At 52.2% G+C, this 25,276-nt stretch carries 20 protein-coding genes; 7 read left to right on the forward strand and 13 right to left on the reverse strand.

Annotated elements, in window-relative coordinates; all coding sequences use genetic code 11:
* Nucleotides 1-100: 100 nt before the first annotated feature.
* The 3 genes from NGM66_RS06150 to NGM66_RS06160 all read right to left on the reverse strand — a co-directional run bounded on the left by NGM66_RS06150 (nucleotide 101) and on the right by NGM66_RS06160 (nucleotide 3,053).
* Nucleotides 101-232 (reverse strand): hypothetical protein, encoded by a 132-nt coding sequence (locus NGM66_RS06150; RefSeq protein ID WP_258115453.1) that lies wholly within the window; start codon nucleotides 230-232, stop codon nucleotides 101-103.
* Nucleotides 233-239: 7 nt separating this feature from the next.
* Entirely contained in the window at nucleotides 240-665 is a 426-nt protein-coding gene (locus tag NGM66_RS06155) for a hypothetical protein (RefSeq protein WP_208907780.1), read from the reverse strand.
* Nucleotides 666-1,121: 456 nt separating this feature from the next.
* Nucleotides 1,122-3,053, reverse strand: coding sequence for a S9 family peptidase (locus tag NGM66_RS06160; RefSeq protein WP_258115454.1), 1,932 nt, complete (start codon nucleotides 3,051-3,053; stop codon nucleotides 1,122-1,124).
* Between the two features lie 213 nt (nucleotides 3,054-3,266).
* On the opposite strand from NGM66_RS06160, the gene NGM66_RS06165 reads away from it, so the two are divergent.
* Both NGM66_RS06165 and NGM66_RS06170 read left to right on the forward strand, forming a co-directional pair.
* Complete coding sequence (locus NGM66_RS06165) at nucleotides 3,267-4,196, forward strand: ketopantoate reductase family protein (protein WP_208907778.1); 930 nt, start codon at nucleotides 3,267-3,269, stop codon at nucleotides 4,194-4,196.
* Between the two features lie 181 nt (nucleotides 4,197-4,377).
* On the forward strand, nucleotides 4,378-4,662 hold the full coding sequence (locus NGM66_RS06170; RefSeq protein ID WP_208907777.1) for an ATP cone domain-containing protein: 285 nt from the start codon (nucleotides 4,378-4,380) through the stop codon (nucleotides 4,660-4,662).
* Between the two features lie 157 nt (nucleotides 4,663-4,819).
* On the opposite strand, the gene spx is transcribed toward NGM66_RS06170, so the two are convergent.
* Nucleotides 4,820-5,218: a transcriptional regulator Spx gene (gene spx, locus NGM66_RS06175; protein ID WP_125575502.1), complete on the reverse strand. Its 399-nt coding sequence runs from the start codon at nucleotides 5,216-5,218 to the stop codon at nucleotides 4,820-4,822.
* A 537-nt stretch (nucleotides 5,219-5,755) separates the two neighbouring features.
* On the opposite strand from spx, the gene NGM66_RS06180 reads away from it, so the two are divergent.
* The gene (locus NGM66_RS06180) at nucleotides 5,756-7,831 is read left to right on the forward strand and encodes a cation:proton antiporter (protein ID WP_208907776.1); all 2,076 of its coding nucleotides are present in this window, start codon (nucleotides 5,756-5,758) and stop codon (nucleotides 7,829-7,831) included.
* Between the two features lie 1,409 nt (nucleotides 7,832-9,240).
* Nucleotides 9,241-10,818, forward strand: a complete 1,578-nt coding sequence (locus NGM66_RS06185; RefSeq protein ID WP_208907775.1) for a bifunctional metallophosphatase/5'-nucleotidase — start codon at nucleotides 9,241-9,243, stop codon at nucleotides 10,816-10,818.
* Between the two features lie 300 nt (nucleotides 10,819-11,118).
* Here the strand turns inward: NGM66_RS06185 and rny are convergent, their stop codons facing one another.
* From rny to NGM66_RS06200, 3 genes are all read right to left on the reverse strand, one after another.
* Nucleotides 11,119-12,729 (reverse strand): ribonuclease Y, encoded by a 1,611-nt coding sequence (gene rny, locus NGM66_RS06190; protein ID WP_208907774.1) that lies wholly within the window; start codon nucleotides 12,727-12,729, stop codon nucleotides 11,119-11,121.
* Nucleotides 12,730-12,829: 100 nt separating this feature from the next.
* Nucleotides 12,830-13,522 carry a YoaK family protein gene (locus tag NGM66_RS06195; protein ID WP_208907773.1) on the reverse strand — a complete coding sequence of 231 codons (693 nt, stop codon included), beginning with the start codon at nucleotides 13,520-13,522 and terminating at the stop codon, nucleotides 12,830-12,832.
* A gap of 1,137 nt (nucleotides 13,523-14,659) precedes the next feature.
* Nucleotides 14,660-15,604: an alpha/beta hydrolase gene (locus NGM66_RS06200; protein WP_208907772.1), complete on the reverse strand. Its 945-nt coding sequence runs from the start codon at nucleotides 15,602-15,604 to the stop codon at nucleotides 14,660-14,662.
* 125 nt (nucleotides 15,605-15,729) lie between these two features.
* Here NGM66_RS06200 and NGM66_RS06205 point away from each other — a divergent pair, with 125 nt between their 5' ends.
* From NGM66_RS06205 to NGM66_RS06215, 3 genes are all read left to right on the forward strand, one after another.
* Nucleotides 15,730-17,538: a M3 family oligoendopeptidase gene (locus tag NGM66_RS06205; RefSeq protein ID WP_208907771.1), complete on the forward strand. Its 1,809-nt coding sequence runs from the start codon at nucleotides 15,730-15,732 to the stop codon at nucleotides 17,536-17,538.
* A 136-nt stretch (nucleotides 17,539-17,674) separates the two neighbouring features.
* Complete coding sequence (locus NGM66_RS06210; RefSeq protein ID WP_208910974.1) at nucleotides 17,675-18,094, forward strand: helix-turn-helix domain-containing protein; 420 nt, start codon at nucleotides 17,675-17,677, stop codon at nucleotides 18,092-18,094.
* A gap of 148 nt (nucleotides 18,095-18,242) precedes the next feature.
* On the forward strand, nucleotides 18,243-19,094 hold the full coding sequence (locus NGM66_RS06215) for an SAM-dependent methyltransferase (protein WP_208907770.1): 852 nt from the start codon (nucleotides 18,243-18,245) through the stop codon (nucleotides 19,092-19,094).
* 897 nt (nucleotides 19,095-19,991) lie between these two features.
* Here the strand turns inward: NGM66_RS06215 and NGM66_RS06220 are convergent.
* From NGM66_RS06220 to NGM66_RS06245, 6 genes are all read right to left on the reverse strand, one after another.
* Nucleotides 19,992-21,059 carry a YdcF family protein gene (locus tag NGM66_RS06220; RefSeq protein WP_208907769.1) on the reverse strand — a complete coding sequence of 356 codons (1,068 nt, stop codon included), beginning with the start codon at nucleotides 21,057-21,059 and terminating at the stop codon, nucleotides 19,992-19,994.
* 15 nt (nucleotides 21,060-21,074) lie between these two features.
* Nucleotides 21,075-21,665 carry a TMEM175 family protein gene (locus NGM66_RS06225; RefSeq protein ID WP_208907768.1) on the reverse strand — a complete coding sequence of 197 codons (591 nt, stop codon included), beginning with the start codon at nucleotides 21,663-21,665 and terminating at the stop codon, nucleotides 21,075-21,077.
* A 334-nt stretch (nucleotides 21,666-21,999) separates the two neighbouring features.
* Nucleotides 22,000-22,617 carry a hypothetical protein gene (locus tag NGM66_RS06230; RefSeq protein ID WP_245155302.1) on the reverse strand — a complete coding sequence of 206 codons (618 nt, stop codon included), beginning with the start codon at nucleotides 22,615-22,617 and terminating at the stop codon, nucleotides 22,000-22,002.
* A 10-nt stretch (nucleotides 22,618-22,627) separates the two neighbouring features.
* Nucleotides 22,628-23,050 (reverse strand): hypothetical protein, encoded by a 423-nt coding sequence (locus tag NGM66_RS06235; RefSeq protein ID WP_208907767.1) that lies wholly within the window; start codon nucleotides 23,048-23,050, stop codon nucleotides 22,628-22,630.
* 131 nt (nucleotides 23,051-23,181) lie between these two features.
* On the reverse strand, nucleotides 23,182-24,195 hold the full coding sequence (gene lplA, locus NGM66_RS06240; protein WP_208907766.1) for a lipoate--protein ligase: 1,014 nt from the start codon (nucleotides 24,193-24,195) through the stop codon (nucleotides 23,182-23,184).
* Between the two features lie 337 nt (nucleotides 24,196-24,532).
* Entirely contained in the window at nucleotides 24,533-24,997 is a 465-nt protein-coding gene (locus NGM66_RS06245) for an Rrf2 family transcriptional regulator (RefSeq protein WP_208907765.1), read from the reverse strand.
* Nucleotides 24,998-25,276 lie beyond the last annotated feature (279 nt).

Consider the following 25,276-nt stretch of genomic DNA (forward strand, 5'->3'; position numbering starts at 1 on the left):
CTTGGTTTCGTCGCCATAGAAGTTACCGCAAATGCGGGCTTTTTGCATGCATTAGGACTTAAGCTTGTTATTCAATTCTTGAAATATTACATTACTAGCACTACGCGTTAGTTAATTTCTGAATCCGTTTGATGTTGGCGCAGAAGAGCGTAAGTGCCCCTTGGAGCGCCATGGCTTCAAAATTTTTGGACCAACTCTTGTCATAGCCATGTTCGATTTTGATTTCTGCCATCCATCAGTTAATGTTTACTAGCTAAATTTCTATATAATTTCACCACCATGCGGAAAACGAAAATGAGCGGTCCAAAGATAATCAACAAAAAGGTTATCCATAAATGTTCACAAAAAACAAAAATTGGATTTAAAATTTCATCTGTACTTTGCGTATATGCTTGATTGTATTCCCAAGGATTTGCAACTACACCATTGGTCGTCCATCTACGATCCTTATGACTGTTGGCAATATCTTGATGGTGCATTTTCATCGATCTGGTTTTGTAAGATTCTATTCCACTCCCGTTTTTGCTGTACAAGAAATGGTACGCCTTTCGTAGCCCTGGATACAAAAGTAACCAACTCAAAAGTACCCAGACGGTAAACTTCGTTATCGGAATTCGCCAATGGCCTTGAAAATTCTGAAGATTCCAAGTCAACAAGACAATCATAATAGCGAACCCCTTACATAAATCTAAAATATACTTTAGGAGCTCTTTCATCATAATCCCTCCCTTTAGCAGCAGCTCAGGATTATCCCAAGCTCCTTTAATTTCAGATTCAGTTCGTACTTATTGAAAGATTACAAAAATAGTTTACAACTACCATATATTGGCGGTTACCAAGAATTCCGGATCATCACAAGAACTCCGGCTGAAACTTATCAACGACTGTAAGGGCCAACACAATTGGAAGTTAATCACCTGTGTAGCCGAGAGTCCGCTAGAGATGAGTTCAGCTGTGGGAGTTTTCTTAGCGGGATGATTCTTGCCGCTTAGAAAACTGACAACTTGGAGACGTGGGTTACCGGCTTCAAATTGAGGTCCAAGACCACTCTTTGGCTTGGACCGGCGCCCTCAGCGTTCCAACTCATCTCTAGCGGACGGTAGGCGGCCAGCACAACCAGTCTATTTGTCCGCAGTCACAGAAGGATGAGCCGTGAACCAATCCGTCATGTCGTCCAGCCGCTGAATCCGCAGGCTAGGCAGGCCACCCCGCGAGATGCCGTGGAAGCTTTGCGGGTAGCGGACCAGATCCGCGTCGACACCGGCGCGCTTGACCGCGGTGAAGAACTCTTCCGATTGACTGATGGGACAACGCATGTCCCACTCGCCGTGTAGCAGGCGAATCGGTGTGGTCACGTTAGGCGCGTAAGCCAGCGGAGATTGCCGCCAGTACGCCGCGGCGCCGCCTTCATCGAACAGGTCCGTGGTGAGTTCCTCTGGGTTAAAGTAAAATCCAATGTCACTGGTCCCAAAGAGGCTGATCCAGTTGGTCACGGCGCGTTGGGCCACGGCCGCCGCAAACCGATGCGTATGCCCGACGGCCCAGGTCGTCATGAAGCCGCCATAGGAGCCGCCGGCAATGTATTGTCGGTCAGGGTCCAGCTGTGGAAATTTCGCCAACGCTTCATCTAAACCGGTCATCACATCCGTATAGTCGTCCTCACCATAATGACCGTTCACGTGGCCCTCAAAGTCCTGCCCATAACTGGTAGAGCCGCGCGGATTGAAGAAGACAACGCCGAAGCCGCGGCTGGCATGGACCTGAAATTCATAAAAGAACGTCTCCCCATAGTTGGCATGCGGGCCACCATGGACATAGAGTAAGACGGGTTGCTTAGCAGCGTTCGTTTGGGCCGGTAAATACCAGCCTTCTAACGCCTGACCGTCTGCGGCTTGAAAGTCAAAGCGTTGCGGGTGAGCAAATTCGTGGGTGTCTTCGTAAGCGGCGTTCGGGTCATACAGCTCGGTCTCCTGGCCGCTTGCCAAATCTAATTTAACCAAGGCACTTGGCTGGTCTTGATAGGAAACGGCCAGTACCACCGTCTGGGCGTCAACGACCGTGAAGTCCACGATCTGCCGCGCCGTGTCATCGACTAACTTCACGCCCTGCGCATCGCCCACGTAGAGTTGGCTGTGCGCATGGAAGCACGCCGCAAAGACAACCTTATCGGCGGTCAGCCACCGGACCAGTTTGCCACCAGCCTGCTGGACAAAATCACCGGCAAATTCTGGGGCGAGGTCGGCCTGCAACTCAGCGGTCAGGTTGGTCACGTGCTGACCAGCTTGGTCGCCCAAATACAGATTGGCCACGGTATGGCGGCCAAACGCCCCGTCATCACCAATCAATGCCACTTGTTGACCATCTGGTGAGAGCGTGGCGTCGTCAAAATGGCCGTGGGCAAAGCTGGCCGTGAGGTTCGTAAGCTGCCGGGTGACCACGTCAAAGCGATACGCGCCGTGAGCAAAATCCCGGTCATTGTTGGGCTGGTCGTCTTGTAAAATCGTGACCGCCTGACCGTCGTCGCTGACAGAGGTCAGACTAAAGTCCACGCCCTGTTGGAAGAGCTCGTCCACCACACCGGTCGCTGGCTGGTAGCGGCGCAACCGGTACGTCACGTTCAGCGGCAACCAGCCGTAGCCATCAGCCTTGTTGATCAGCCGTTCCACGTGGCGGGTCTGCGGGAATTTTTGCGGACTCGGCAGCTTGGGCTGTTCGGCCGTTTCAGTGGTCTTGAAGAACACACTACGACCGTCTGCGGAAGCCAATACCGTGTTTACGGCTTCGGCTGGACTGGTCGTGGTCACCAATTTCGGCTCGCCGCCCGTCACACCGACCTGAAATAATTGCGCTTTGGCATCAGCAACGTTGGCCGCGTAAAAGAGCTGGTCGCCCGCCACTACTGGCTGGACGTTCAACCGACCGTTGACCGCCAGCGTTTGGACATAGCCAGCCGCGTCAAGTCGTCTGACCTGCGCACGATAATCATTGGTAGCTTCATCAATGCCATTTTCCACGAAAACGACCTGACTCCCCGTGGCTAGCGGTTGCGTCACCGATTTTAACCTGAATAGATCCTGAGCACTAACACCCTTTGCCATACGCATCACTCCCGTTATGTATTTTCTCATTATTTTCTCATCAAATAATTGTTTTACATCTTAGCCTAGTGGCCGGCTAATGTCAATCACGATCGGCAGCTTTTTTCCCACGGCCGCGGTGAAACCTGCTACACTGAACCTAAGACAACTAAAAGGAGTGAATTTCACATGAAAATTGCGATTGCAGGTGCTGGCGCCATGGGTAGCCGGTTTGGCGTTAAGCTTCAATCAGCTGGCAACCAGGTCACGTTGATCGACAACTGGGCGGACCACGTTGCGGCGATCAATCAACATGGTCTGACAGTAACGACCGATGATGGGACCGACCACGTTTACCATCTACCAGCAGCGGCACCACAAGCGGTGACCGGGGAATTTGACCTAGTCATCCTCTTTACGAAAGCCATGCAGATGGACCAGATGTTGCAAGACATCAGCGGTATCTTGGCCACCCATCCCATGGTCTTAACGCTGGCCAACGGGATTGGCAACGTCGAAACCATTGAACGGCACGTGCCCAAGCAGCAAATCGTGGTCGGGACGACGGTTTGGTCTTCCGGGATGCCGGGGCCGGGCCACATCAAGGTAACGGGGACCGGGAGCATTTCGCTACAGGCCGTCGTGCCCACTGAATTTGCCGATTTACCTGGGCTCTTGGCCACGCTAAACGGCGCTGGCTTGAACGCTAGCGAAGCCGACAACGTCATGGCCGCCATTTGGAAAAAAGCCGGCCTCAACAGTGTGCTCAACACCTACTGCACGCTGTTCGACTGCAATATCGGCGAATTCGGTGCGCTACCGAACTGGCGCGCGCTTAACGATGCAGTCCTCAATGAGTTTGAGGCCGTGGCCACGGCAGCGGGCATTACCTTCAGCGCGCAGGCGGTCACCGACCTGATTGCCGCGCAATTCTCACCGGAGACCAACGGCGGCCACTACCCATCCATGCACCAGGACATGGCCCATCAACGGCCGACCGAGATCGATTTTCTCAACGGCTACGTGGCAAAATTAGGCGCGCAACTGCACGTGCCTGCCCCAACCAACGCCATCCTAGCCCAAGAGATTCACGCCCAAGAAACGCTCAAGGGTATCTAACGGAAAAACTAGCGGACCACACTCTGTGGTTTCCCTACCATATGTAGAATTTTAGCTAAAATTGCCCCTATATCTAGTTGTAATTTTTCTGAATTCATCGTACCATGGTTGTACAGGCTTTTTTCGGCAAGTGCCTTTCGCGCGCTTAAAGAAGTCGTAAAACCTAGGAGGGTTAAAGACGATGGACGTTATCAGAAGATCTCAGGCGACAGTGGACCCTACCGGCCTGACCGTGGAAACCCCTAACGGAAAACACACGCCGTTTAATTCACGTAAGATTCACGCGGCGCTGGCCGCCCTCACCAACGACCCAACCGTCGTTCATCGGGTGGAGAGCCTCATTGTCGCGCAGCTCGCGGGGTTTGACGTCGTTGCGACTGGGACGATTCAGGCCACGATTGTCGAGACCTTGGAACAATTAGGCTACGCACACATGGCAAAAAGTTATTTAAAGGCCAGTCACTAAGCCACAATCTGTGGTTTCAGCATTTAAGATGACCGTAAACAAATAGTGCTCATCACCTGTGGTCAACCACAAGTCATGAGCACTATTTTTTCGAACGTTTTACAATTATTTCAATAAAAAACCGACCAGCACTCCCCCGAGAACTGATCGATCCGATCTATGAGCTTAATTGTGATTCCAAGTGGTGCAATTCTGCCGTCCGCACTTCACGTGGTAAGAACCGGCGAATTTCTTCTTCGTTGTAGCCAACTTCCAAGCGCTTGTCATCAAAGATGATTGGCCGCTTGATCAGATCTGGGTACTTCACAACCAAATCAACCAGTTGACTCACTGACAGACTATCTAAATCTACGTGCAGTTCCTTAAACACATTGGAACGCGTAGAAATAATGTCTTCACTACCGTTTTCGGTTAAGCGTAAGATCTGTTTAACCTCAGCTGCATTCAATGGCTTGGACTTGATATTCCGTTCTCTAAACGCAATGTCGTGTTCCTTCAGCCAAGCGCGTGCTTTCCGGCTGGATGCGCTACTTGGTGCAATGTACAAATTGATCATATTCAGCACTTCCTTATCGTTGGATTGAGTAACGATAACAGACAACGTAACTAAGCTCGCCTAAACAATTCATTGAACCATCTAGTAGAACCAACTTATATGTTACCACAATTGAATGAATAATCAACCTTTTTTGGAAACTTTCTAAATAATCCCCCACATTTCTTAGTGGGTTGGTTGTGGGTCCCAACCATTGTGATGTGAGCAAATGGCTTTGTGATAAATCCAGAAAATAGCCACCATATCGGCTCGCTACGCCGTCACAAGGTTCTACCCGTTGACCAATTATCTGCTGATAAGTTATTAATTTTTACAAACTATCCAGCCAGGCGTCTCTTTTTCGTTGAAATGTATGTATATCCAATCCATTCGCATTTTTATTCAATAAATCATTCTCGTCCTCAGTAAATCGTCTAACCATTTTGCTGAAATTGGTTAAAACCTTGAGCGTTAAATTTCCCAAGAACTTTTCCGCCACTTTCTTAACGACTAGCGTAGAATAAACGGTAACGAATAAACTCATCTGGAGGGATTATTTTGGAAGTCTTCTATGCCGTCCTCTTGCTTGTGCTGGCAACCATCGTGGCCAATACGGTCTACCCGTATTTTCCGGCGATCCCACAAGCGTTCTACCAAATCTTTGCCGGGGCGATCCTGTCACTGGTTCCCTTGTACCACCACTTTGTCCTGGAACCAGAGGTGTTCATGCTGCTGATCATTGCACCATTAATGTTCTATGATGGCCGCAATGCCAACGCGCAGGAACTCCGGCGGAACGTGGGGTCCGTCATGTCGATGGCCGTGATTCTTGCCATCCTGACCGTGATTCTAATGGGCTACCTCAGCCACGCCATCCTGACCACTCTACCGTTGGCGCTGGCCTTTGCGCTGGCCGCCATCGTCACACCGACCGATGCCGTGGCCGTCAGCTCCATCACCACCAACATGGCGGTCCCCGAACGCGTCATGGGCATGCTCGAGCGCGAATCACTCTTCAACGACGCCTCTGGTTTGGTCGCTTTCAGCCTGGCTTTGACCGCCTTCACCACCGGTAAATTTTCCGTTGGTGGTGGCATCAAGCACTTCTTAGTCGTCTTCTTCGGTGGCCTGTTGATTGGGATCGTTCTTGGCGTACTAGCCGTCTGGGCGCGGGTCTTCCTGGTCCGCAGTGGCAAGGATTCCGCCAGCGTCATCATCCCTTACGACGTGTTAGTCCCCTTCCTGATCTATTTAGCCGCCGAACATGTCGGCCTCTCAGGTATCTTAGCGGTGGTGGCCGCCGGCTTGATGTACAGTCTCTCCACCACTCAACTGCGCTTGTCCAGTACACAACTCCAACTGGTCACGCGCTCGACCTGGCATTTTCTGACCAGCATTTTAAACGGCTTCGTCTTCGTTTTACTGGGCGTTTCACTGCCAACAGTCTGGGTAAATATTCAACAAGACACGTCCAAGACACTCCCCAGCCTAATTTTCCTGGCCGTCGTCTTGTACTTAGTCATGCTCGGGCTACGCTACCTGTGGATTCGCTTCGACTGGGCCTTGATTCGCTCTAAGGCCCACGAGCGGCGAACCAACGCGCTCGTTGGGGCCCTCTCCGGCGTCCACGGGACCATTACGTTGGCCATGGCCTTCTCGCTCCCGTTGACGTTAAATGGCCACGCCTTTCCATTTCGCAATTCACTGATCTTCGTGGCCGCCGTCGTCATCATCTTGAGTCTGTTAGTACCAACGATTATTTTGCCACTAGTCCTCCCCAGCAAGAAAACGGCCGTGGATCCCGCCGAGGCGCTACAGCAGCGTAAAGCCCTGGTGGCCTACGCCAGTGAGCGACTGGTCCAAGAAAACCCGGACGTGCCTAGCGCGACACAAGCCGTAATTGAAGTCCTAAATAGTCAGGCAACCGCGGACCGACCGGACAAACACAAGGTCCGTGAGCTCCTGAACCAGGCGACTGAGATTGAGGTTCAGACGGTCCAAGACCTGGCCGACCAAGGCGTCATCCCCGCTGGCTACGCGAACCGCTACGTCCGCATGCTGGTTCTCAAGACACAGATGAGCAGCAACAACCCCTTCGTCAACCTCACCCTGTGGTTCCGTTTCGTGGGGCACCGACTCACCCACATGGTTGGCCGGCGTCGGCACCACGACCAGCGCATTGCCCAACAACGGCAACGGTTGGCCCAGACGCCGCACACGGCCGAACAGGCGCGCCTGCAGGAGCAACGCATCCAACAGGAGCAGCAATTGCCGACCAAACGACCGAAACGTGATCCGCAGGCTGACGCCAAACGTCGGGAAAACTTTTTGACTATTGAAGCGGACATCTACAACAATGTGGCCAATTTCTTAAATGACGTCTCCAGTGTCGACAACCAAACCGAAGTCAATGCGGTCCGCAACTATTACAATGCCCGTCACCGCCGCTTCGTTTCCAAGGAAACCACGGACATGGAAAGCGAGCTGTTCATTCAGGCCTTCCAATATGAGTACACTTATATTCGGCAACAGCGTAGTGCCAACCTTCTGTCCCCCGCCCTGGCCGACGAACTGTACCAGCAAATTTCGACCGACCAAATGTTGTACATGCAGGAAAATGCTGGCACGGACTAATCGAAAGCCATCTCCTCTCCACCACGTTTAGGTGTCGTGGCGACGTGATTTTGACCGTGACGAATCACTGGTTTTAATTGTGTTGCCCCTGAACGAGTTTGTGCAAAGCCGGTGTGATTGTAATATTCGCGTCACATTTTCTTCACAATTTGTTGGTATAGTGAATTTATAACTTACGACTAAAACAAACGAATAAGTTACCAATTTTACTCCTCCAAGTAAAAACGGGCGGCACTGCTACTGCAACCAGCCCACTCCAAACGTAAGATACGTTATTCTCTAAGCGACGACGCAGGCAATCAAGGCCTGGCCGCCGTTTTTTGTTACCATGAACCTGGTTTTAGTTGGCCGCCTGCCGTTGCGCGAGTAGGCGCCGGAACGCGGTGGGCGGACCGGTCGAGCCACAGAGCGGTCTCGTCCTCGCTTTGAGCCGAAGCCCGCGTTTCAAAACTGGTTGTTTACAGCCGCACAGTCCAAACTGGCCGCCTACCGTTCGCCAAATATGAGCCGGAACGCGGTGGGCGACGGGACGAGCCACAAAGCGGTCTCGTCTCCTCGACTTTGAGCCGAAAAACGCGTCTCAAAATCGCCAGTTCCCTAACCGGCAAGAATCATGCCGCTAAGGGAACTCCCACGGCTGAGCTCATATTTGGCGAACTCCCGGCTACAAAGATAATTAACCATCAATCAGTTCAGCCCTTGGCAACAGTTGTACTACAGTCATATCTGACCCACACCGATAAGCGCCAGGTCACCGGGGACAGTTGGTACTCAATGACTATCGACCCAGTTAGCTGGCCTTAATTACCCGACGGTGTCCGTTTAACTACGGCGGCTTAGCTGATTGGCCCCACTAGACTTTTGGCATCTAATCACTTAGAAGTCCAATTTTCAAAGCAATTGTCGGCATAATTTCTGATTAACACTGGCGAAAATTGATGTATCCAGGCAGCCGAATACTCACCTAAAATGGCTGTACACCTGACATGTCAACACTACTTATCGCTGGCAACCACCACCGTAGCCGTGAGTTCCCTTAGCGGCACGGGTTACGACGCTTAGGGAACTGGTAAGTTGGAGACGCGGACTATCGGCTCTAACTTGAGGGTTGAGACCGTCCCTTGGCTCGACCCGGCGCCCTCAGCGTTCCACCCCATCGCTAGCGAACGGTAAGGCGGACTTGAGGCACACTGTTGCCAGACGCTATTTTTTACCACCCGGAATCGTTTTGGGGAAGAAATTTCACAATTTTTTACGATTTTAGCCAGCTAAAATTTACACACAACCCAAACTAGCTTATAATTTCTTTAACACGTTAAAGATTCGGCGTCTTTTCGCGAACGGTCTGCCAGCAACTGGTCTACGTGACCCGTGGCCAGCCAGACTTCCTATTGGAGGGTGACATTACAATGAAGCTGACAATTTTATCGACAAGTGATACCCACGGGTACGTTTTCCCCACGAACTATGTGAAAAAGGGGAGCCACCAAGGGTTTGGGCTGGCCCGCGCGGCCACGGTCATCGCCCGCGAGCAAGCCGCTGCCAAGGAACAAGGCCCCGTGGTGACCATTGAGAACGGGGACTTTTTGGAAGGCTCACCTTTGGCTTACTACGTGGCCAGAGTCCAGCCCACCCGCGACCCGCAGCCGCTGATCAACATTTATAATCAAATTGATTATGACTGCGGCATTCTCGGCAATCATGAATTCAACTACGGCCAGGAATACCTTCAGGCCGCGATTCGTGATGCCAAACGCACGATTTTATGCGCCAATATTTTAGATGCAAACGGTGACCCCGAATACGGCCAGCCGTACAAAATTATTGAAAAAGACGGCATCAAGATCGGCGTGTTGGGACTGACGACCCAAGCCGTCTACAAATGGGAAAAGGCCACGAACATCAGTGGCCTCCAATTTGAATCGGCCTTCATTGCGGCCAAGAAATACGTGCCCATCATCCGTGAACAGGCAGACGTGGTCATTGTGTGCTACCACGGCGGGTTTGAGCGCGATTTGACCACTGGTCAGCCTAATGACATTCACGTCGGCGAAAACGAAGCCTACCACATTTTAGAGGCCATTCCGGGCATCGATGCCCTGGTGACCGGCCATCAGCATCGGCAACTGGCCACCGACGTTTTTGACATTCCCACGACCCAACCGGGTTTCCGGGGTCAGGCCGTTGGTAAAATCACGCTAGACCTCGACCGCGACGACCAAGGAAAGGTGACCGTGGTCCAGCACCACTCCGAACTGGTCTCCGCCCAAGAGGCCCCGTTGGATCAAAAGGTCCTCAACGCGGCTAGCGGCTTGAACGACGCCGTGGGGCATTGGCTCGACCAACCCCTCGGCCACATCAAGGGCGACATGACCTTTGACGATCCCTTTGATGCCCGAATTCACGAGACGCCCTACATTGAATTCATACAAAAGGTCCAAATGGCCACGATGGGCGCGGACATTTCCGCCACGGCCCTCTTCAACAATGAAGCGCGCGGCTTCGAAAATCCCATCACCATGCGCAATATCATGACCAACTACGTCTATCCCAACGGTCTGTCCCTCTTAAACATCACCGGGGCAGATCTGCGGGCGGCCCTCGAGGTCAGTGCCCGCTACTTCAGTAACGAAGACGGCCACATCATTGTGAACCCCGCCTTCATTCACCCCAAACACCGGCAGTACAACTACGACATGTATGAGGGTATCGACTACACCCTCAACGTTGCCAACCCCGTTGGTCAACGCGTGGAGCACCTGAGCTATCACGGCCAACCCGTGATGCCAGACCAACCGCTACGCATCGTGTTGAATCAGTACCGGGCCGTGGGTGGCGGCCACTACAGCATGTACAGTGCCGATAAGATCGTCGCCGAAAGCCAAGGTGCCATGAGCGAGATCATCGCCGACTACCTGCAGGAACATCCGGTGATCGACGCAACGGCCAATGCCAATTTCACAATTATCAACGAACCGCGTCATTAATACGCCATCAAAAAAGGTTATCCTTACTTCACCACCGTTGCGTGGCTGGGCAAGGATAACCTTTTTTCGCTTCTAATTTGAGTTGCACGCCTGCGTTCATGCGAAATTCTTTGACCAATTGTCTAATCGGATTTTCCAGCTGACACCCCGCCTTCGCCATGATTGTAACAGCTATTCTTCGATTGTAACATCGTGATGTTACAATCAGAATATTGATGTTACAATCAATCAGTTTGTACAAAAAATCCGCTACGACGATGTCTATCAGGCATCGTCGCAGCGGATTTCGTTTTAGGCAGCCTAGCTCGCACTAGCCGCCTTTTTCTTTTTCTTCTTTTTGGCTTTTTTCTTTTCGTCGCCGACGTATTCCACGGCGGTCGACTTGCGAATCGTGGTGACCTTGATCTTACCAGGATACGTCAACGTGGCTTCGATCTGTTGGGCCACCTCTTGCGTCAGGTTAGCTGCGGCCTTATCATCCAGCTCTTTAGGCTTGACGATGATTCGCAGTTCCCGGCCGGCTTGGATGGCATAGCTTTCGGCCACACCCTCCTGATCGTTGGCAATCTTTTCCAAGGCCCGCAACCGGTTGATGTAGTCTTCTACGGATTCACTCCGCGCACCCGGCCGCGCACCGGAAACGGCATCGGCTGCCGCCACCAGATCAGCCAGCGGCGACGTCTTCTCGACATCCCCGTGGTGCGCCGCAATGGCGTTGATGACCACGTCGTCTTCGCCGTATTTCTGGGCAAATTCCGTCCCGATTTCCACGTGGGTGCCTTCGACTTCATGGTCGATGGCTTTCCCGATATCATGCAAGAGTCCGGCGCGTCGTGCTAACCGGGTGTTGTACCCCAAGCGCGCTGCCATGGCTCCGGTCAGTTGAGCCACTTCGATCGAGTGCAGCAAGACGTTTTGCCCATAGCTGGTCCGGTACTTGAGTCGGCCAATCAGCTTCATCAAGTCGGGATGCATCCAGCCCACGTGCAGCAGGCTGACGGTCTGTTCACCGGTCTCCCAGAGGCTGTGGTTGACGTCACGTTGGGCATTTTCCACCTGCGTTTCGATCTGGTTCGCCGAAATGCGCCGACTGGCAACCAAATTGGTCAATGCCAACCGGGCGACTTCTCGACGAATCGGATCGTGCGTACTGATAAACAACGTGGTGTTGTCATCCGGTACGAAAATGAGGTCGGTCCCAGTCAACGTTTCCAACAAGCGGATGTGCTGGCCATCGCGGCCGATGATCTTACTACGAATCTCGCCGTTAGGTACGGTCACGGTATGTTCCATGTGTTCCTTGGGTAAGTCTTGCGGACCGCTCTCCGTGGCGGATAACACCACGTCCTTGGCCCATTTTTCAGCGTTGGCCACGGCGTTATCGTTGAGGGCCTTGATCTCAATGTCACGGTCACGTTTCAACGCTAATTCCGTGTTTTGCAACACGTGGTCCTTGGCCGCCGCATCATCCATGCCGGCGCGATCGGCCAACGTCTCGTCACGCGTCGTCCGCAAATCCGCGGCGTCGTCTCTCAAGCCATGAATAGCCTGGCGCTGGTCGCGGTTACTCTGACTGCGTTCGTCTAGCATCGCCGTTTGGTCGTCCAACCGGACACTCATTTGGCCCAGTAACTGTTCGCGTTGTTGCCGCCGTTGTTCTCTGACAGCAATGTCATTTTTTTGTTCGGTCAATTCATCTTTAACTGACTGCTGATAGGCTAATGTGTCACGCTGGGCTTCAGCGTTTAATTTAGCCACGCGCTGCTGCGTTTTCGTCTTGGCCTGGGCAATGATCCCCCGAGCCTGTTCTTGGACCGCCAGGAGCTCCTGACGATGCTTGTGACGGCGCACCAGATAGCCGACCAGCAACCCAATCAGTAGTAGACCGATGATGAGTCCTGTATTTAGCAAATTGATCGTGCTCCTTAGTTTTTCAGTCCCGACGACTCGCCGGGTGGATTGGTCACTTATCTCGTTAATTATACGCTACTTGTGGCCACAACCCAACCAATCATCTGTCCGGATTTTCCATTGCCGCTGGCACAAACAACCAGGCCAATAAAATCAACTTGAGCGCCGTCGCAATCCACAGCACACCCAGCGGCGTCAACGTCGCCAACCGGGCCCCCACGCCACAGCCTAAAATAAACGTGGCCAAGACGATAGCGATGCGCCGTTGCTTGCTGCGGGCCACACGGTCGCCGTCAAACCAGGCACGGTAGGTCGCTGTCGCCAGGTTCTTGGTGTTCCCGGTCATGATGCCGTTGTTGATGCCGATACCCCCGACCTGGCGAAAGACCGTCAGCTCATAGCCGGCCACGATGCCCAGGCCAAAGATCAGCCACAGGGTCGGAATCGCCGTTTGCAGGCTGGCCAACACCGTGTACGCCCCCACGTCGAGCAACATCAACCACCGCATTTGCCGGCGCTTATTGCCCTGACCTAGGTGTTCACTCAATCCTTGCGCCAAAAAACACCCCAGAAAGTACCCGATCCAAACGGGCACGTTGACCCACGCGGCGCCCCAGCCATGCTCGGCTAGCTTCACCACGAAGACCACCATATTCCCCGTTTGCGCGCTCACGAAGACTGCGCCGTGGTTCAGAAATGTATCCGCATCGATCATCCCCATGACCAGTGTGGCGCCCAGGGTCAGGACGGTATCAGTGACGGGCCGAAATTGCCGCGAAACTGTCGGTCCCATCCAATCATCTCCTCTGTTTACTGTGCTCCTTTACTAAACGTTAGTCTTTCTGGAAACTGTGCTTGTACTGGCCGCCTGCCGTTGCGCGAAATCCAGGTTGGAACGCTGGGGGAGGACGGCCCGAGCCAAAACCCGGTCTCGGCCCTTGCTTTGAGCCGAAAATCACGTCTCAAAGTCACCAATTTGCTAGTAAAGGTCACTAGCAAATTCCCCGGCTGAACCTGGATTTCGCTTCACTCTCGGCTACGGTGGTCGGTATCGGCGACAAGATGTTTAGCCAAGAACCCGTCACAATCAAGCTAGCGACGATTGGAATGGTCAGCACTTGGCAAATTACCCACTCATTGCAGACAACCAACCTTAGCCACTGTCAGCCCACATCTCGACACCTGCATGCAGGCTTGACACAACCTTACAAATGACCCACTACCTTGCCTGCGACTTCCAGTTCGCTTCCACCCCTGGCCTCCTCCGGCGCAATTGTCTCCGTCAACAACCCTAGATTCAGGTCAATATCGCCACACTCAATTGGTCAACGACAATACAGAACGGCCCCATAACCAAATGCCAAACAAGACCGAAATCGTGGATCACGTCACCATCATGGCGACACAAGTTTGATTGTTGACCACGGCCCATCACCGTGGCCGCAACCACAATAGTCTAACTCCCACTAAGCGTTGTGAAAGCATACCTTCATAGCCGAGACTGATGCTTATCAGCGACCTTACGTCAATCCGGATACTGCCACAATTTGACGATGCTGCCTACTTGCCACGCCACTGGACGACCATTGCCCACTTGGCCACGTTCTCACCACCTACATCCGCAAGCCGCGCCAATCACAACGCTTGGGCAAAACCAATCTTGCCGGAGGAGGTCAGGGGTGGAGCCAGCTGTGTCGACGGTGTAGGCTGAGTTTTTTTCTCAGCCTACACCGTGGGGCGACTTGAGAGACTGGCGTTTTTTGCCAGGCTTTCAAGCGAACCGGAAGCCCGCTCTTTGGCTGGAGGTGTCCCCCATAGCAGGCGGAACCCCTGACAGCCGCAAGCAACTGGCTTCGACTAGCGTTCCGACCCATGTTTGGCGGACGGTAAGGCGGCCAGCACACACTACGCTGCCTAGAATCTATTGCATCTAATGAATGTATTGCGCCAAAAACTTGCGGACCTTTTGCGTGTACAGCTTAGGCGAATGCGACAGGGCTGCGGCGTGTGCGGCGCCTGGAACGATGAGCAGTTGCTTGGGCCCGGCATCGGCACGGTAGACCTGGTACACCATCCGCGTAGGCACGAATGTATCCGCACCGCCGTGAATAAACAGCATCGGTTTATGAGTGCGTTTGACCGCGGCGACACTGTTGGCGTCCTTGAAATAGAAGCCCGCTCGCATCTTCGTGACCAGACTGGTCAGTGGGACCAACGGCCAGCGTGGCAAGTTGTACATTTGCTTGGCCTGGTACGTGATTTCCGCGTCAGCGTTGGTATAGCCACAGTCCTCGATGTAGGCCTTGAGTTGCCGCGGTGTCTTTAACCCGCTGGTCATCATGGTCGTGGCGCCCCCCATGGACACGCCGAACAAGACGACCTGCGACTGCGGGCCCTGCTTGGCGATGACCTGGTTGACCCATTTCAGATAATCCCGGCTCTCATAGTAGCCGTAACTGATGACCTTGCCTTGACTCTGCCCCTGACCCCGGGTATCCGGAATCAGCGTGTTGTACCCCAAGTCGTGGAACATACCGGCGTAGCCACCCATAGCTTCCTTGTTGGACCCGAAACCGTGGACCAGGACCACCGTCTTCTTGGTCGTTTTGGCGGCCGGAATGTAGTCGGCCACTAATTTCAAATTCGTTCCCGCGGCCTTTTCCGTCCACCGGTACTTGTGCACGTTTTGGTACCACTTCTTCTGCGCGTACAACGGATTTGACTTCTTCAACGGTTTAGCAGGCGCCACGAAATCCTTCTTGCCACTCGCCACTGTCATGTTATAAAAATAAAAGCTCGCGCCGATCAGTCCACCCACAATTAGAATCACCAAAATTCCGCCGGCAATCAGCCAACGTTTCAGTCGTTTACTCACGGTTCATTTCCTCCTAAACTTCTCAATTCTCTCTTACTGGTAAGTATACGAAGTTCTTCAAGTCAGCGCAACGCCTATGATGTTTGCTATAATGGTCACAACTTAATTCTTAGGAGGGGTCGCTGATGACCTACGCTTTAAATTGGGATCTTGATTCACTATTTCCGGGCGGAATCAATTCCGCACAACTGAAGACAAAGCTTACCCAGACGCAAAGTGCCATCGCGTCGTTGGGGGATCTGTTAGACCGCTGGGACGCCGCGAGTGACGCGCCGGCCTACCAACAGTTTGTTAAATTAATGACGCAACTGCAAAAAATCGATGCCGCCATTGGCCAAATGGGTATCTTCATCACAGCCGTGGGGTCAGCGGACGTCAATAATCCAGACGTGGCCCCGATGGAAGCCGAACTGCGCACGCTCAGCACGCAGGCTGAAAACGTGAGTGGCAAGTTGAAGAAGGTCTTGGTCCAAGTACCCGATGCGAACTTTACGGCAATGCTTGCCACACCGGCACTTCAGCCGATTGCGTTCAACCTCAAAGAGATGCGCGACGATGGTAAGGAACTGCTGGACGACAAGACGGAAGCGCTGATCAGTCGACTCAACCTTGATGGCAAGGCCGCTTGGAGCAGTCACTACGACTCATTGGTCGCCACCGTCAACGTGCCTTTCCACGACGCGGCTGGTCAGCCCCTGACCCTGTCTGCTGGACAAGCCGACAACAATCTGTTGGGCAACGCTGACCCCGAATACCGGGCCGCCCTCTTACCCGCTTGGGAACAGGCGTGGACGGACAAGGAACAGCTCTTTGCCGATACGTTGAACCACTTGGCCGGCTTCCGGTTGACGGAATACGCCGCGCATGGCACCACTGACTTTTTGCGCGAACCGCTACGGGACAACCGCATGAGTGCGGCCACGCTCAACACCATTTGGCAGGTCGTCGATGACAACAAGCAGTTCTTGCTGGACTACCTCGACCGCAAGGCGGCGTTGCTGGGAAAGAAGCACGCCGGTTGGCAGGACGTGGAAGCTCCACTGACCCTACCAGGTAGCGCGGAGCACCAGTTCACCTACGATGAGGCCGCGGCCTTCATTATCAAACACTACGGCGAATTCTCACCGAAAATGGCGGCGCTGGCCAAGCACGCCTTTGAACACCGCTGGATCGAAGCCGAAGACCGAGCCGGCAAGGCACCCGGCGGCTGGATGGAAAGCGCACCGGAGACCAACGAGTCCCGGATCTTCATGACCTTTACCGGCTCACCCAACGACGTTTCCACACTGGCGCACGAACTCGGCCACGCCTTTCATTCCAGTGTCATCAGTGACCTGCCCCAATTGCGGCAAGATTACGCCATGAACGTGGCGGAAACGGCCTCGACCTTTGGCGAACTGATTGTCGCCGATGCCAACGTCAAGGCGGCCAAAACCGACGCGGAAAAGATCTCCCTGCTGAACGCGAAGATGGACAACCCGTTGGCCATGTTCCTCAACATCCGTGCCCGGTACTTATTTGAAACGCGGTTCTACCAACTGCGCCAAAAGAAACTAGTCACGCCGGCCGAACTGAACGAATTGATGCTCAACGCCCAAAAGGAAGCCTTTGGCCACGACCTGTCGACGTACTCCCCGCATTTGTGGGCTAGCAAATTACATTTCTACATCGACGAACCGGCCTTTTACAACTTCCCGTACGTCTTCGGCTACCTGTTTAGCCTCGGCATCTACGCCAAGGCCCAACAAGCTGGCGACTTCGAGGACAGCTACATCGCCCTCTTGCGCGACACCGCCAACATGACGACCGAAGAACTGGCACAAAAGCACCTGGGCGTCGATCTGACCCAACCCGACTTTTGGCTGGCCGGCGTCAAGCTGATCAAGCGCGACGTTGCCGAATTCATGCGCCTCACTGATCCTTTGGTGAAGTAACTTTCTGGCAGCATCCCCCGCCACCAAGGGCGCCACAGACCGACAACCAGTTCCCTGACACGTAAACTTTCCCTTAAAAACCACAGAGAGTGGTATAATAGTGGTATTAAAACTAGGAAAGAAACGGGTGAGTGCAATGTTTCCAGAACGACTTCGGGCCTTGCGTCGGGGCCAACACATTACTTTAGGTGAGCTGGCTACGGCGTTGAACGCGCAACCAACTGAACCGCATACGCGTAAGAATACCGCCTCGCAACTCGGCAACTGGGAACGTGGGATTCGGACGCCCTCCTTCATGGAAGTGCGTAAGCTCGCTGAATACTTTGACGTCACCATGGACTACCTCACGGGGAAGACTGAGCGCGACGAATACGACTTGGGTCGCCTCTTCCTGTCTGGCAAGCAACTGAGCTTCAACCGGGAACTGTTGAGCGGCCAAGACCGTTACGAAATTTACCAGTTGATCGATGGCTACTTGCATGGTCGCGAAAACCGGACCACCACGTCGTCACCGAACCAACAAGAGGAACTGGATCTACATTTAGACGACCATTAATCAGGGGTCGGCTGGTCAGCGAACCTGCTAATCAGCCGGCTTTTCTTGTGGCCCCTTACCCTTACTAACGAAATCCAACCGGAATTGGTGACCCCTTTTCGGTTGATTTAAGCTTTTCTTAGCATTCTCCTCAGAAAGGACCTTTACCGTGAATCCGAAAAAATTGCAAAAACTCAAGAAAAAAGTCCGCCACGCCCCGTTGAGTCAACGTAAAACGACCTACATTGAGCGTATGACGGCCTATTATCACCAATTCAATGACTACCCGTCAATTAAAATTTTAATCAGTAACGTTCTGTTAGCCGACCGGATGCTAGCCGCGGGCGACCTACCGCAACAATTGCCCTTGCTCCAGCTGCCGGACGACAGTCAAGATCAGGTCTACCGCAAGCTCAACGAACGTTATCCAGCCGGGGACGCTACTGGCGACCGGTTGTGGAATGAGCTAACTGATGCGTTGCCCCAGTTGGACCACGACCTGCGCTCCTTCCGGGATTATCTGGAGAACCACTACGGCATGTGGGCTTACACACCAGCGCCATTTATCAGCGACCTGGCCACCTTCGTGGATGACCGCGCCGTACTGGAAGTGATGGCGGGCAACGGCTACATTTCCAAGGGCTTGCGGGACAAGCACAAGACGGTCTTCGCCACGGACAGTCAGGCGTGGACTGTGGAAAATGAAACTGGCCGACATCCCCTGACCACCATCGAACCCCTCGCCGCGCTGGACGCTTGGGCCAAGTACCAAGACCAGGTGGGCGTCGTGGTCATGTCTTGGTCACCAGACGGCTTGCCACTGGACTGGGAATTACTCCAGGCGATTCGCCAATCCGGTAAGGACGTCGACTTCGTGGTGCTGGGTGAACCCCACGGCGCCACCGGCTCGGCAGATTTCTGGGACCACGCCGATTTGCTGGAAAATAAGGCAACCCGCGACTTGAACCGTCACTATACGCAAATTGATTTGATTCACGACCACGTTTATTTGGTTAAGTAACGCAGTAACTGTAATATTACATTCGCCAGCTATCTATTTACCCCTGTGGGCAGTTTTGCTATGATATGACAAGTAACATGCATACAGGGAGGAACGACTGATGGTCGCACTGGGGAATATTTTGTTCTACGGCTTGGGGACTTTGCTCCTGCTCGCGTTGGGTTACGCGGCAGTGGCCAGCTATCAAGCCCATCGCAATGACGAAGAAAATTAAAAATGAGGTTAGGACCTGCCGGCTGGCAGCATTCCTGACCTCATTTTTTCTTTTGTAACTGAGGGTTGAAAGAATATAAAGTAGCTAGAATCTCCGGTGTGACAAGGATAACAGCCATTATAATAGTCGCATACTGGCCGCCTTGCCGTTCGCAAAATTTGGTCTGGAACGCTGTGGGAAGGACCGGGAAAAGCCAAAGTACGGTCTTTTCCCTCGCTTTGAGCCGAAAGGTCACGTCTCAAAGACGCCATTTTCCAAGCAGAACACTTGAAAAATCCCACGGCTGAGACCAAATTTGGCTCACTCACGGCTACATACAGTGTATCCAATTAAACTGGCTGAACGTTGTCATTCCAGCGATGTTATCGCACGTCTAGTGTCTTTTAACTTTCGTAACTGGAGGCAGACAGAGATGGAGGTAGCCGTGACAGCGGTGTTAGCTGTGCAGCAGCTTACAGCGCGGGACGTGTTTGAAGACTGACGTATCTTGTCAGGCTTCAAACCGAGTCGGAGGACCGCTTCCCAGGCCGCAGACGGTCCCCACAGCACCGGAATCTCTGGCTGACGCAGGTGGTCGTTGATGACTAATTTTATGACGATAAGCCTTGTCAGCTGGGGACTGGAGCGTATTCATGAACTTTCAACCTCGCTTCGAGCCGAAAACCACGTCTCGAAGACGCCAGTTACTGGTATTCCGCCCAGGTCAGCACCAGCGTCAACAGGAGCATCAACACGATTGCCACGGCATGCCAACGCTTGTTGCCCACAAAGATCGCGATGTATTCGCGCAAAATGGCGTTGGGCAAGAAGAACTTCGCCGTGTGCGCACCGATACCGTTGGCCTTTAGTCCAGCCTTGCGGGCAATCATCCCCGCCCGAAACGTGTGGTAGCCGTTCGTCACGAAGGTTACCCGCGGCTTGGCTGGACCACGTTTTTCAATGATTCGCTGTGAAAAGACCATGTTTTCGTAGGTCGTCTTAGATTGGTCCTCAGCAATCGCGTGGTCGGCCGGTAGCCCCTCGGCCAATGCATACTGACGCATGGCCACTCCTTCGGCCACGGTCTCATCGCCGCCTTGGCCACCAGAGAAAATCATCATCGGCGCTCGTCCCGTTTTGGCCAGCTGTTTACGATAAAATTTCAACCCCCGGTCGATTCGTTGACCTAACAGCGGCGAAACCTCGTCACCATTTAATAGTCCTGCACCTAACACGATTAAATAATCCTGCTTATACCGGGGATGATTAAATTGATAAATGAACAGCATGGTCAGGTAGTTGTAAAACCAAAATAGCACGTAGAAGATGACCATTGCTGGGAACAGGTTTAACACGGTCGCCACCGGCACAGGCAAATACAGGGTGGTCAACCGCGTCACGAACGGTGCCAGTAAAATGGCGACACCTAAAATCAGCGTTAACATGTTGGCCAGCGTATGACTCTCACGTTTCCAGACAATCCAGGCATTCCACAGCAACAGGAAGGCTTGGAGCGTAAAGGCCACCCCAATCAGCAACAGCAGTAGGACAAATAGCAGGAGGCTGATGACGATCAGCCACTTATTATTGGTGCCCAAGATGCTCACGGCCAGCATGGTTAAAAACGAATAGAAAAATAACGAAAACCAAATACCATTGCCTAGCCGGCGCTTCTCAATGCCATAACTAATCGCAAATATCAGGCCGAACCCCAATGGCACCAGCCAGCCCAGGTACACGACCCCGGGAATATCAAATAATTCATTTTGCATCGCTTCTAAACTCCTCTAAAACAATTTGTCACTATCGGCCGGGGTGTACACGGCCATGGCTACCAGCTCAATCAGGGTAAAGACCAGCGAAATCGGTGGCCAGACAAAGATCAGGCCAAAGACGATGAGCCACACCAGCCAAAACCAAACGTTCGCGTGCAACCGATAGACAGACATGTTGCGAATCTTCTGGGCAATCTGCGGATCACGCGCCCGGTTGGCCCGCATCACCGTATAGGACAACGCGGCGTACGCCCACGCCCAGAACGTGAAAATCACAAAATAGAAAATTTCAGGCTGGACTTCAAAAATAAATTTACCAGCCCAGGCCGTCGAAACCGGCAACATGGCCATTACCAGAATCCAGACGTTGTTGACCCAGTAGATTTTCTTAGTGACGTGCTTGGTCAGGGCAAACATGTAATGATGGTTATACCAGGCCACGCCAATAAACAGAAAACTGATTAAATAGGCCACCAGGTAACTCCAGTCCGCTGCCAGCGCCGCAAACGTTGGCTCGTCTGGTGTTTTGAACTCCAATACCATAATCGTTAACACAATTGCCACTACCGCATCAGTGAAGGCCTCCACCCGTCCTTTGTTCATCGTCAAGTCCCCTCATATTTTTCAGATAAACCTAGAATAGCACAGTTGCTCCCCTATTAGGCCCCTGACTACTGCCAAATTTACCCGAAAAAAAACGCCCAACCAGCCAAAGACTGATTGGACGCTTTTACACAGCATTCGATTGCTCGAATGGATCTATCTCGGAATCCACATTCCCTCAAGATCAGACACGTCACAAATCCGGTGACATCTGTGCCCTGCTGACAAATTCACCTAGCCGCTTGCGCGGACGCTCCTTGCAAGCAAGGGACGCGTGATTTCTCGACTCATCGCATAGAGACAATAGTACCACACGTTGTGGCAGAGTTCAAGCTTATTTGGTTTTCTTAGTCGTCGTCCGTTTAGTGGTGGTCCGCTTGGCAGCCGGCTTCTTGGTTGCTGCTTTCTTAGCAGTTGGTTTCTTGGCCGTCGCCTTTTTAGCGGCTGGTTTCGACGTCGCGGCTTCTTCAGCAGGTGCCTTGACGTCCGTTTCCGCCTTATTCGTGGCTGCGGTCTGGAGCTTTTCAATTTGCAGCTTCAACCAGTCATGTAGGCTTTCGTCAGCCACTGCCGCTTGGTCCACGTAGGTCTCTGCTGGCGCCAACGCGTCGATGCGGAGACCGGAAACGTTGATGTCTGGCGTTTCAATCACCGCGTAAACGTTGATGTCCGCCTCATCACTGGTTTCCATGATCTTGCCAATCGTCTTGCTGTCCTGCAACGGCAGATTGATGACGCTCATTTCCAAGCGCACTGAGACCGCCGTATCGGTCAGCTTCAATTCGGCTTGGGCGAGTTGGTCCTTGCCAATTTGTTCCCGAATGAAGGCAGCCAGTGGCGCCATGGCCCCGTCTGGATCCTTCTCAAAGGCCTTTTCCGTGGTGTCCACTGCGAAATGCTGAATTTCGTCGGCTTCGACCGCATCAATAAAAGTTTGAATTTCACGTTTCATGCTTTACACCTCATTTTTTAGCAGCGAATCGCTTGCGGTCGGCGATTTTTTGTTGCCGTTGCCGTAACCGTAATGCCAGGACCAGCCAGTAGGCATTGCCCACGATCAGCGCTAGGCTGTACGCGGACATTAATAATTTAATCATGACGCTCGCGCCACTGTCCATCCACATGTTGAACAGCACACTGATGGGTGACAACGTGTACAGCGCAATGACCAACCCCATTAGGTAAAATGAGGGCCGCCAATCCAACGCCGCCAACACGATGGGAATCACGTACAGTACCAGGGCAATCAGCGTGGTCCGCCAAAACTCGCTCATGGTCATTTGCACGTTGGTCGAGTCTACGAAGGGCCGAGACATCAGAAAATTCAGTACCACAAAGCCAACCATGGAAATGATGGCCCAGGCAATCACGTTACGATCTTTCATTTTAAAATAAACTCCTCAATAAATTCATAAAATAAAAGACGCAGTCAAACCGACCACGTCTTAGTCAATTCCATTCTATTCTAACTTATTCCTGCTAGAAAATCAGCTAATCACCGAAAACTAACGGGAATCTAATCAACTAACAAGTCCAAAATATCTTTGGTTTCAATGCCGTTGAAGTACAGCTGGGTGTTCACGCTGTCCAAGACCTTGCCGACATTTTCGCGGTCATACCGTACACCGGCCAGCTTGTCAGCCAGTTCAGTCGCGTCTGATGGCCCAAAGAAGTCACCGTAGAACTTGATGTTCTTGATCTTACCATTTTCTACTAACAAACGGGCATCGATGGTCCCGGCCGTAAAGTGTTGCCGCTTCTTGACCGTAAATTCAGGTGAGTTGCCGTAGACCCAATCCCAATTGCTGTAGTAGTCGTTGTAGATCTTGTCGATAGCAGCCTTTTCGCTGTCTTCGATGACGACTTCCTTATCCTTGATGGCGTCCAAGTTGTCCACGTGGAACAATTCCTTCAACAGGGTGTCGCGGAATTCTGGCACCGTTAAGTTTTGATATTCAGGCGCCAGGTAAGGCTTCAAGTTGGTAACCCGTGAACGGACCGATTTGATACCCTTGGACTTCATCTTATCTTCTGGCACGTTCAAGGCGTGGGCAATCACGTCTTGATCCACGTCCAACATCAAGGTCCCGTGAGAGAAGGTCTTGCCGCTGTGCGAGTACATGGCGTTACCAGAGAATTTCTTGCCGTCGACTAAGATATCGTTTCGGCCAGAAACTTCGGCAGTCGTTGCTCCCATTTGATGTAAGGCATCGACAACGGGTTGAACGAAGGACTTGAAGTCCCCAAATTCTTCGCTATCGCTATCAACCACGAAGCTAAAGCAAAGATTCCCGAGGTCTTGATAAACAGCACCGCCACCCGATAACCGACGGGTAACCGTGATGTTGTTCTCCTCAACATATTTCTGGTTGATCTCTTCCAATGTATTTTGGTTACGACCAACAATGATGCAAGGCCCTTCATAGTAGAACAAAACTAATGGTTCATCGAACTTCTTGTTGTTCATTAAGTATTGTTCCGTTGCTAAATTGTGGCGAATATCGTGTGATTTCATGGCATACCAATACATAACCCAAAAACCCCTTTCAAATTAACCAACCCGGGGCCGTCCCATACGGTAACTTTCCCGGTTACTTTAAATCATAGCACGAGTTGTAATCGATTACAATTTAGCTTACAAACTGGTTTGCCTGGGTGAAAAAAATCGGTCTCCCGCGGAAAATGACCGCCCGATCGCCGGCAATTTGCGGTTGTTTTCAAGTACAAAACCGAAAAAAATCGTCCAGGTTCACCCCGGGCGATTTCCAACGACATTAATGGTGGCCGTAACCGCCATCCCTTATCTACACCTTTAGTATACCCGCTTCGTTGACGAAAAGGCAGTAAGTTGCTCACAACCAGCCCAGTTAATCATGGTTAATTAAGCGGCGAAAGAATCCGTGTTGATGGAGATCCTTTTTTAGGTCCGTCATCGTGAACTGATGATAGAATTTACGATAATCTTCATCGGCTAAGGTAAAGAGATCCGTCAGCGTCTGCGAGATGTTGGCAGAGATATCCGTGTTGTCACTTGCCTTGGTCCCTTTAGAGTCCCCGGTAATAAACCGCGCATAACTGATGGTCGGCGGGATGGTCAGGTCATATAATTCACCCACGTTAATATCAGTCAGGTCGCGGACCAGCTGATACCCCCCGTTCTTGCCGACAGTGCCTTCAATGTAGCCCTGCTTGTGTAGGACGGAGAGAATGTTGCGAATCATGACCGCATTCAGTTGTAAGGATGTTGCCAACTCCCGGCTCGCAATCTTGCGGGGACGATTCTCGTCCAGGTAGAGCAAGCTGTGGACCGCAACAGAAAAGTCTAATCTCATCGTTCAGCCATCGCTTTCAAAAATTCTGTAGTTAATACTGGTATCATACCACATCTTGTGAATTCAGACGATGCAATCAATCGCTAGCTAAGCATTTTCTCATTCAGAATATACATGCATATTGTTTCAACGAAATGTATAGATTAACCCTATAAATTACTAGTTTGATAACCTGATTGTCCAACTATTTACTTTCAAGTTAAATTTTTTATCATTTTGGCAATTGTCTGCGATGATTGGTATATCAAAGTTCATGAAGAATTTGTGAAGACTTAATGG

It is taken from the genome of Levilactobacillus yiduensis, assembly GCF_024718525.1.
Lineage (GTDB): Bacteria > Bacillota > Bacilli > Lactobacillales > Lactobacillaceae > Levilactobacillus > Levilactobacillus yiduensis.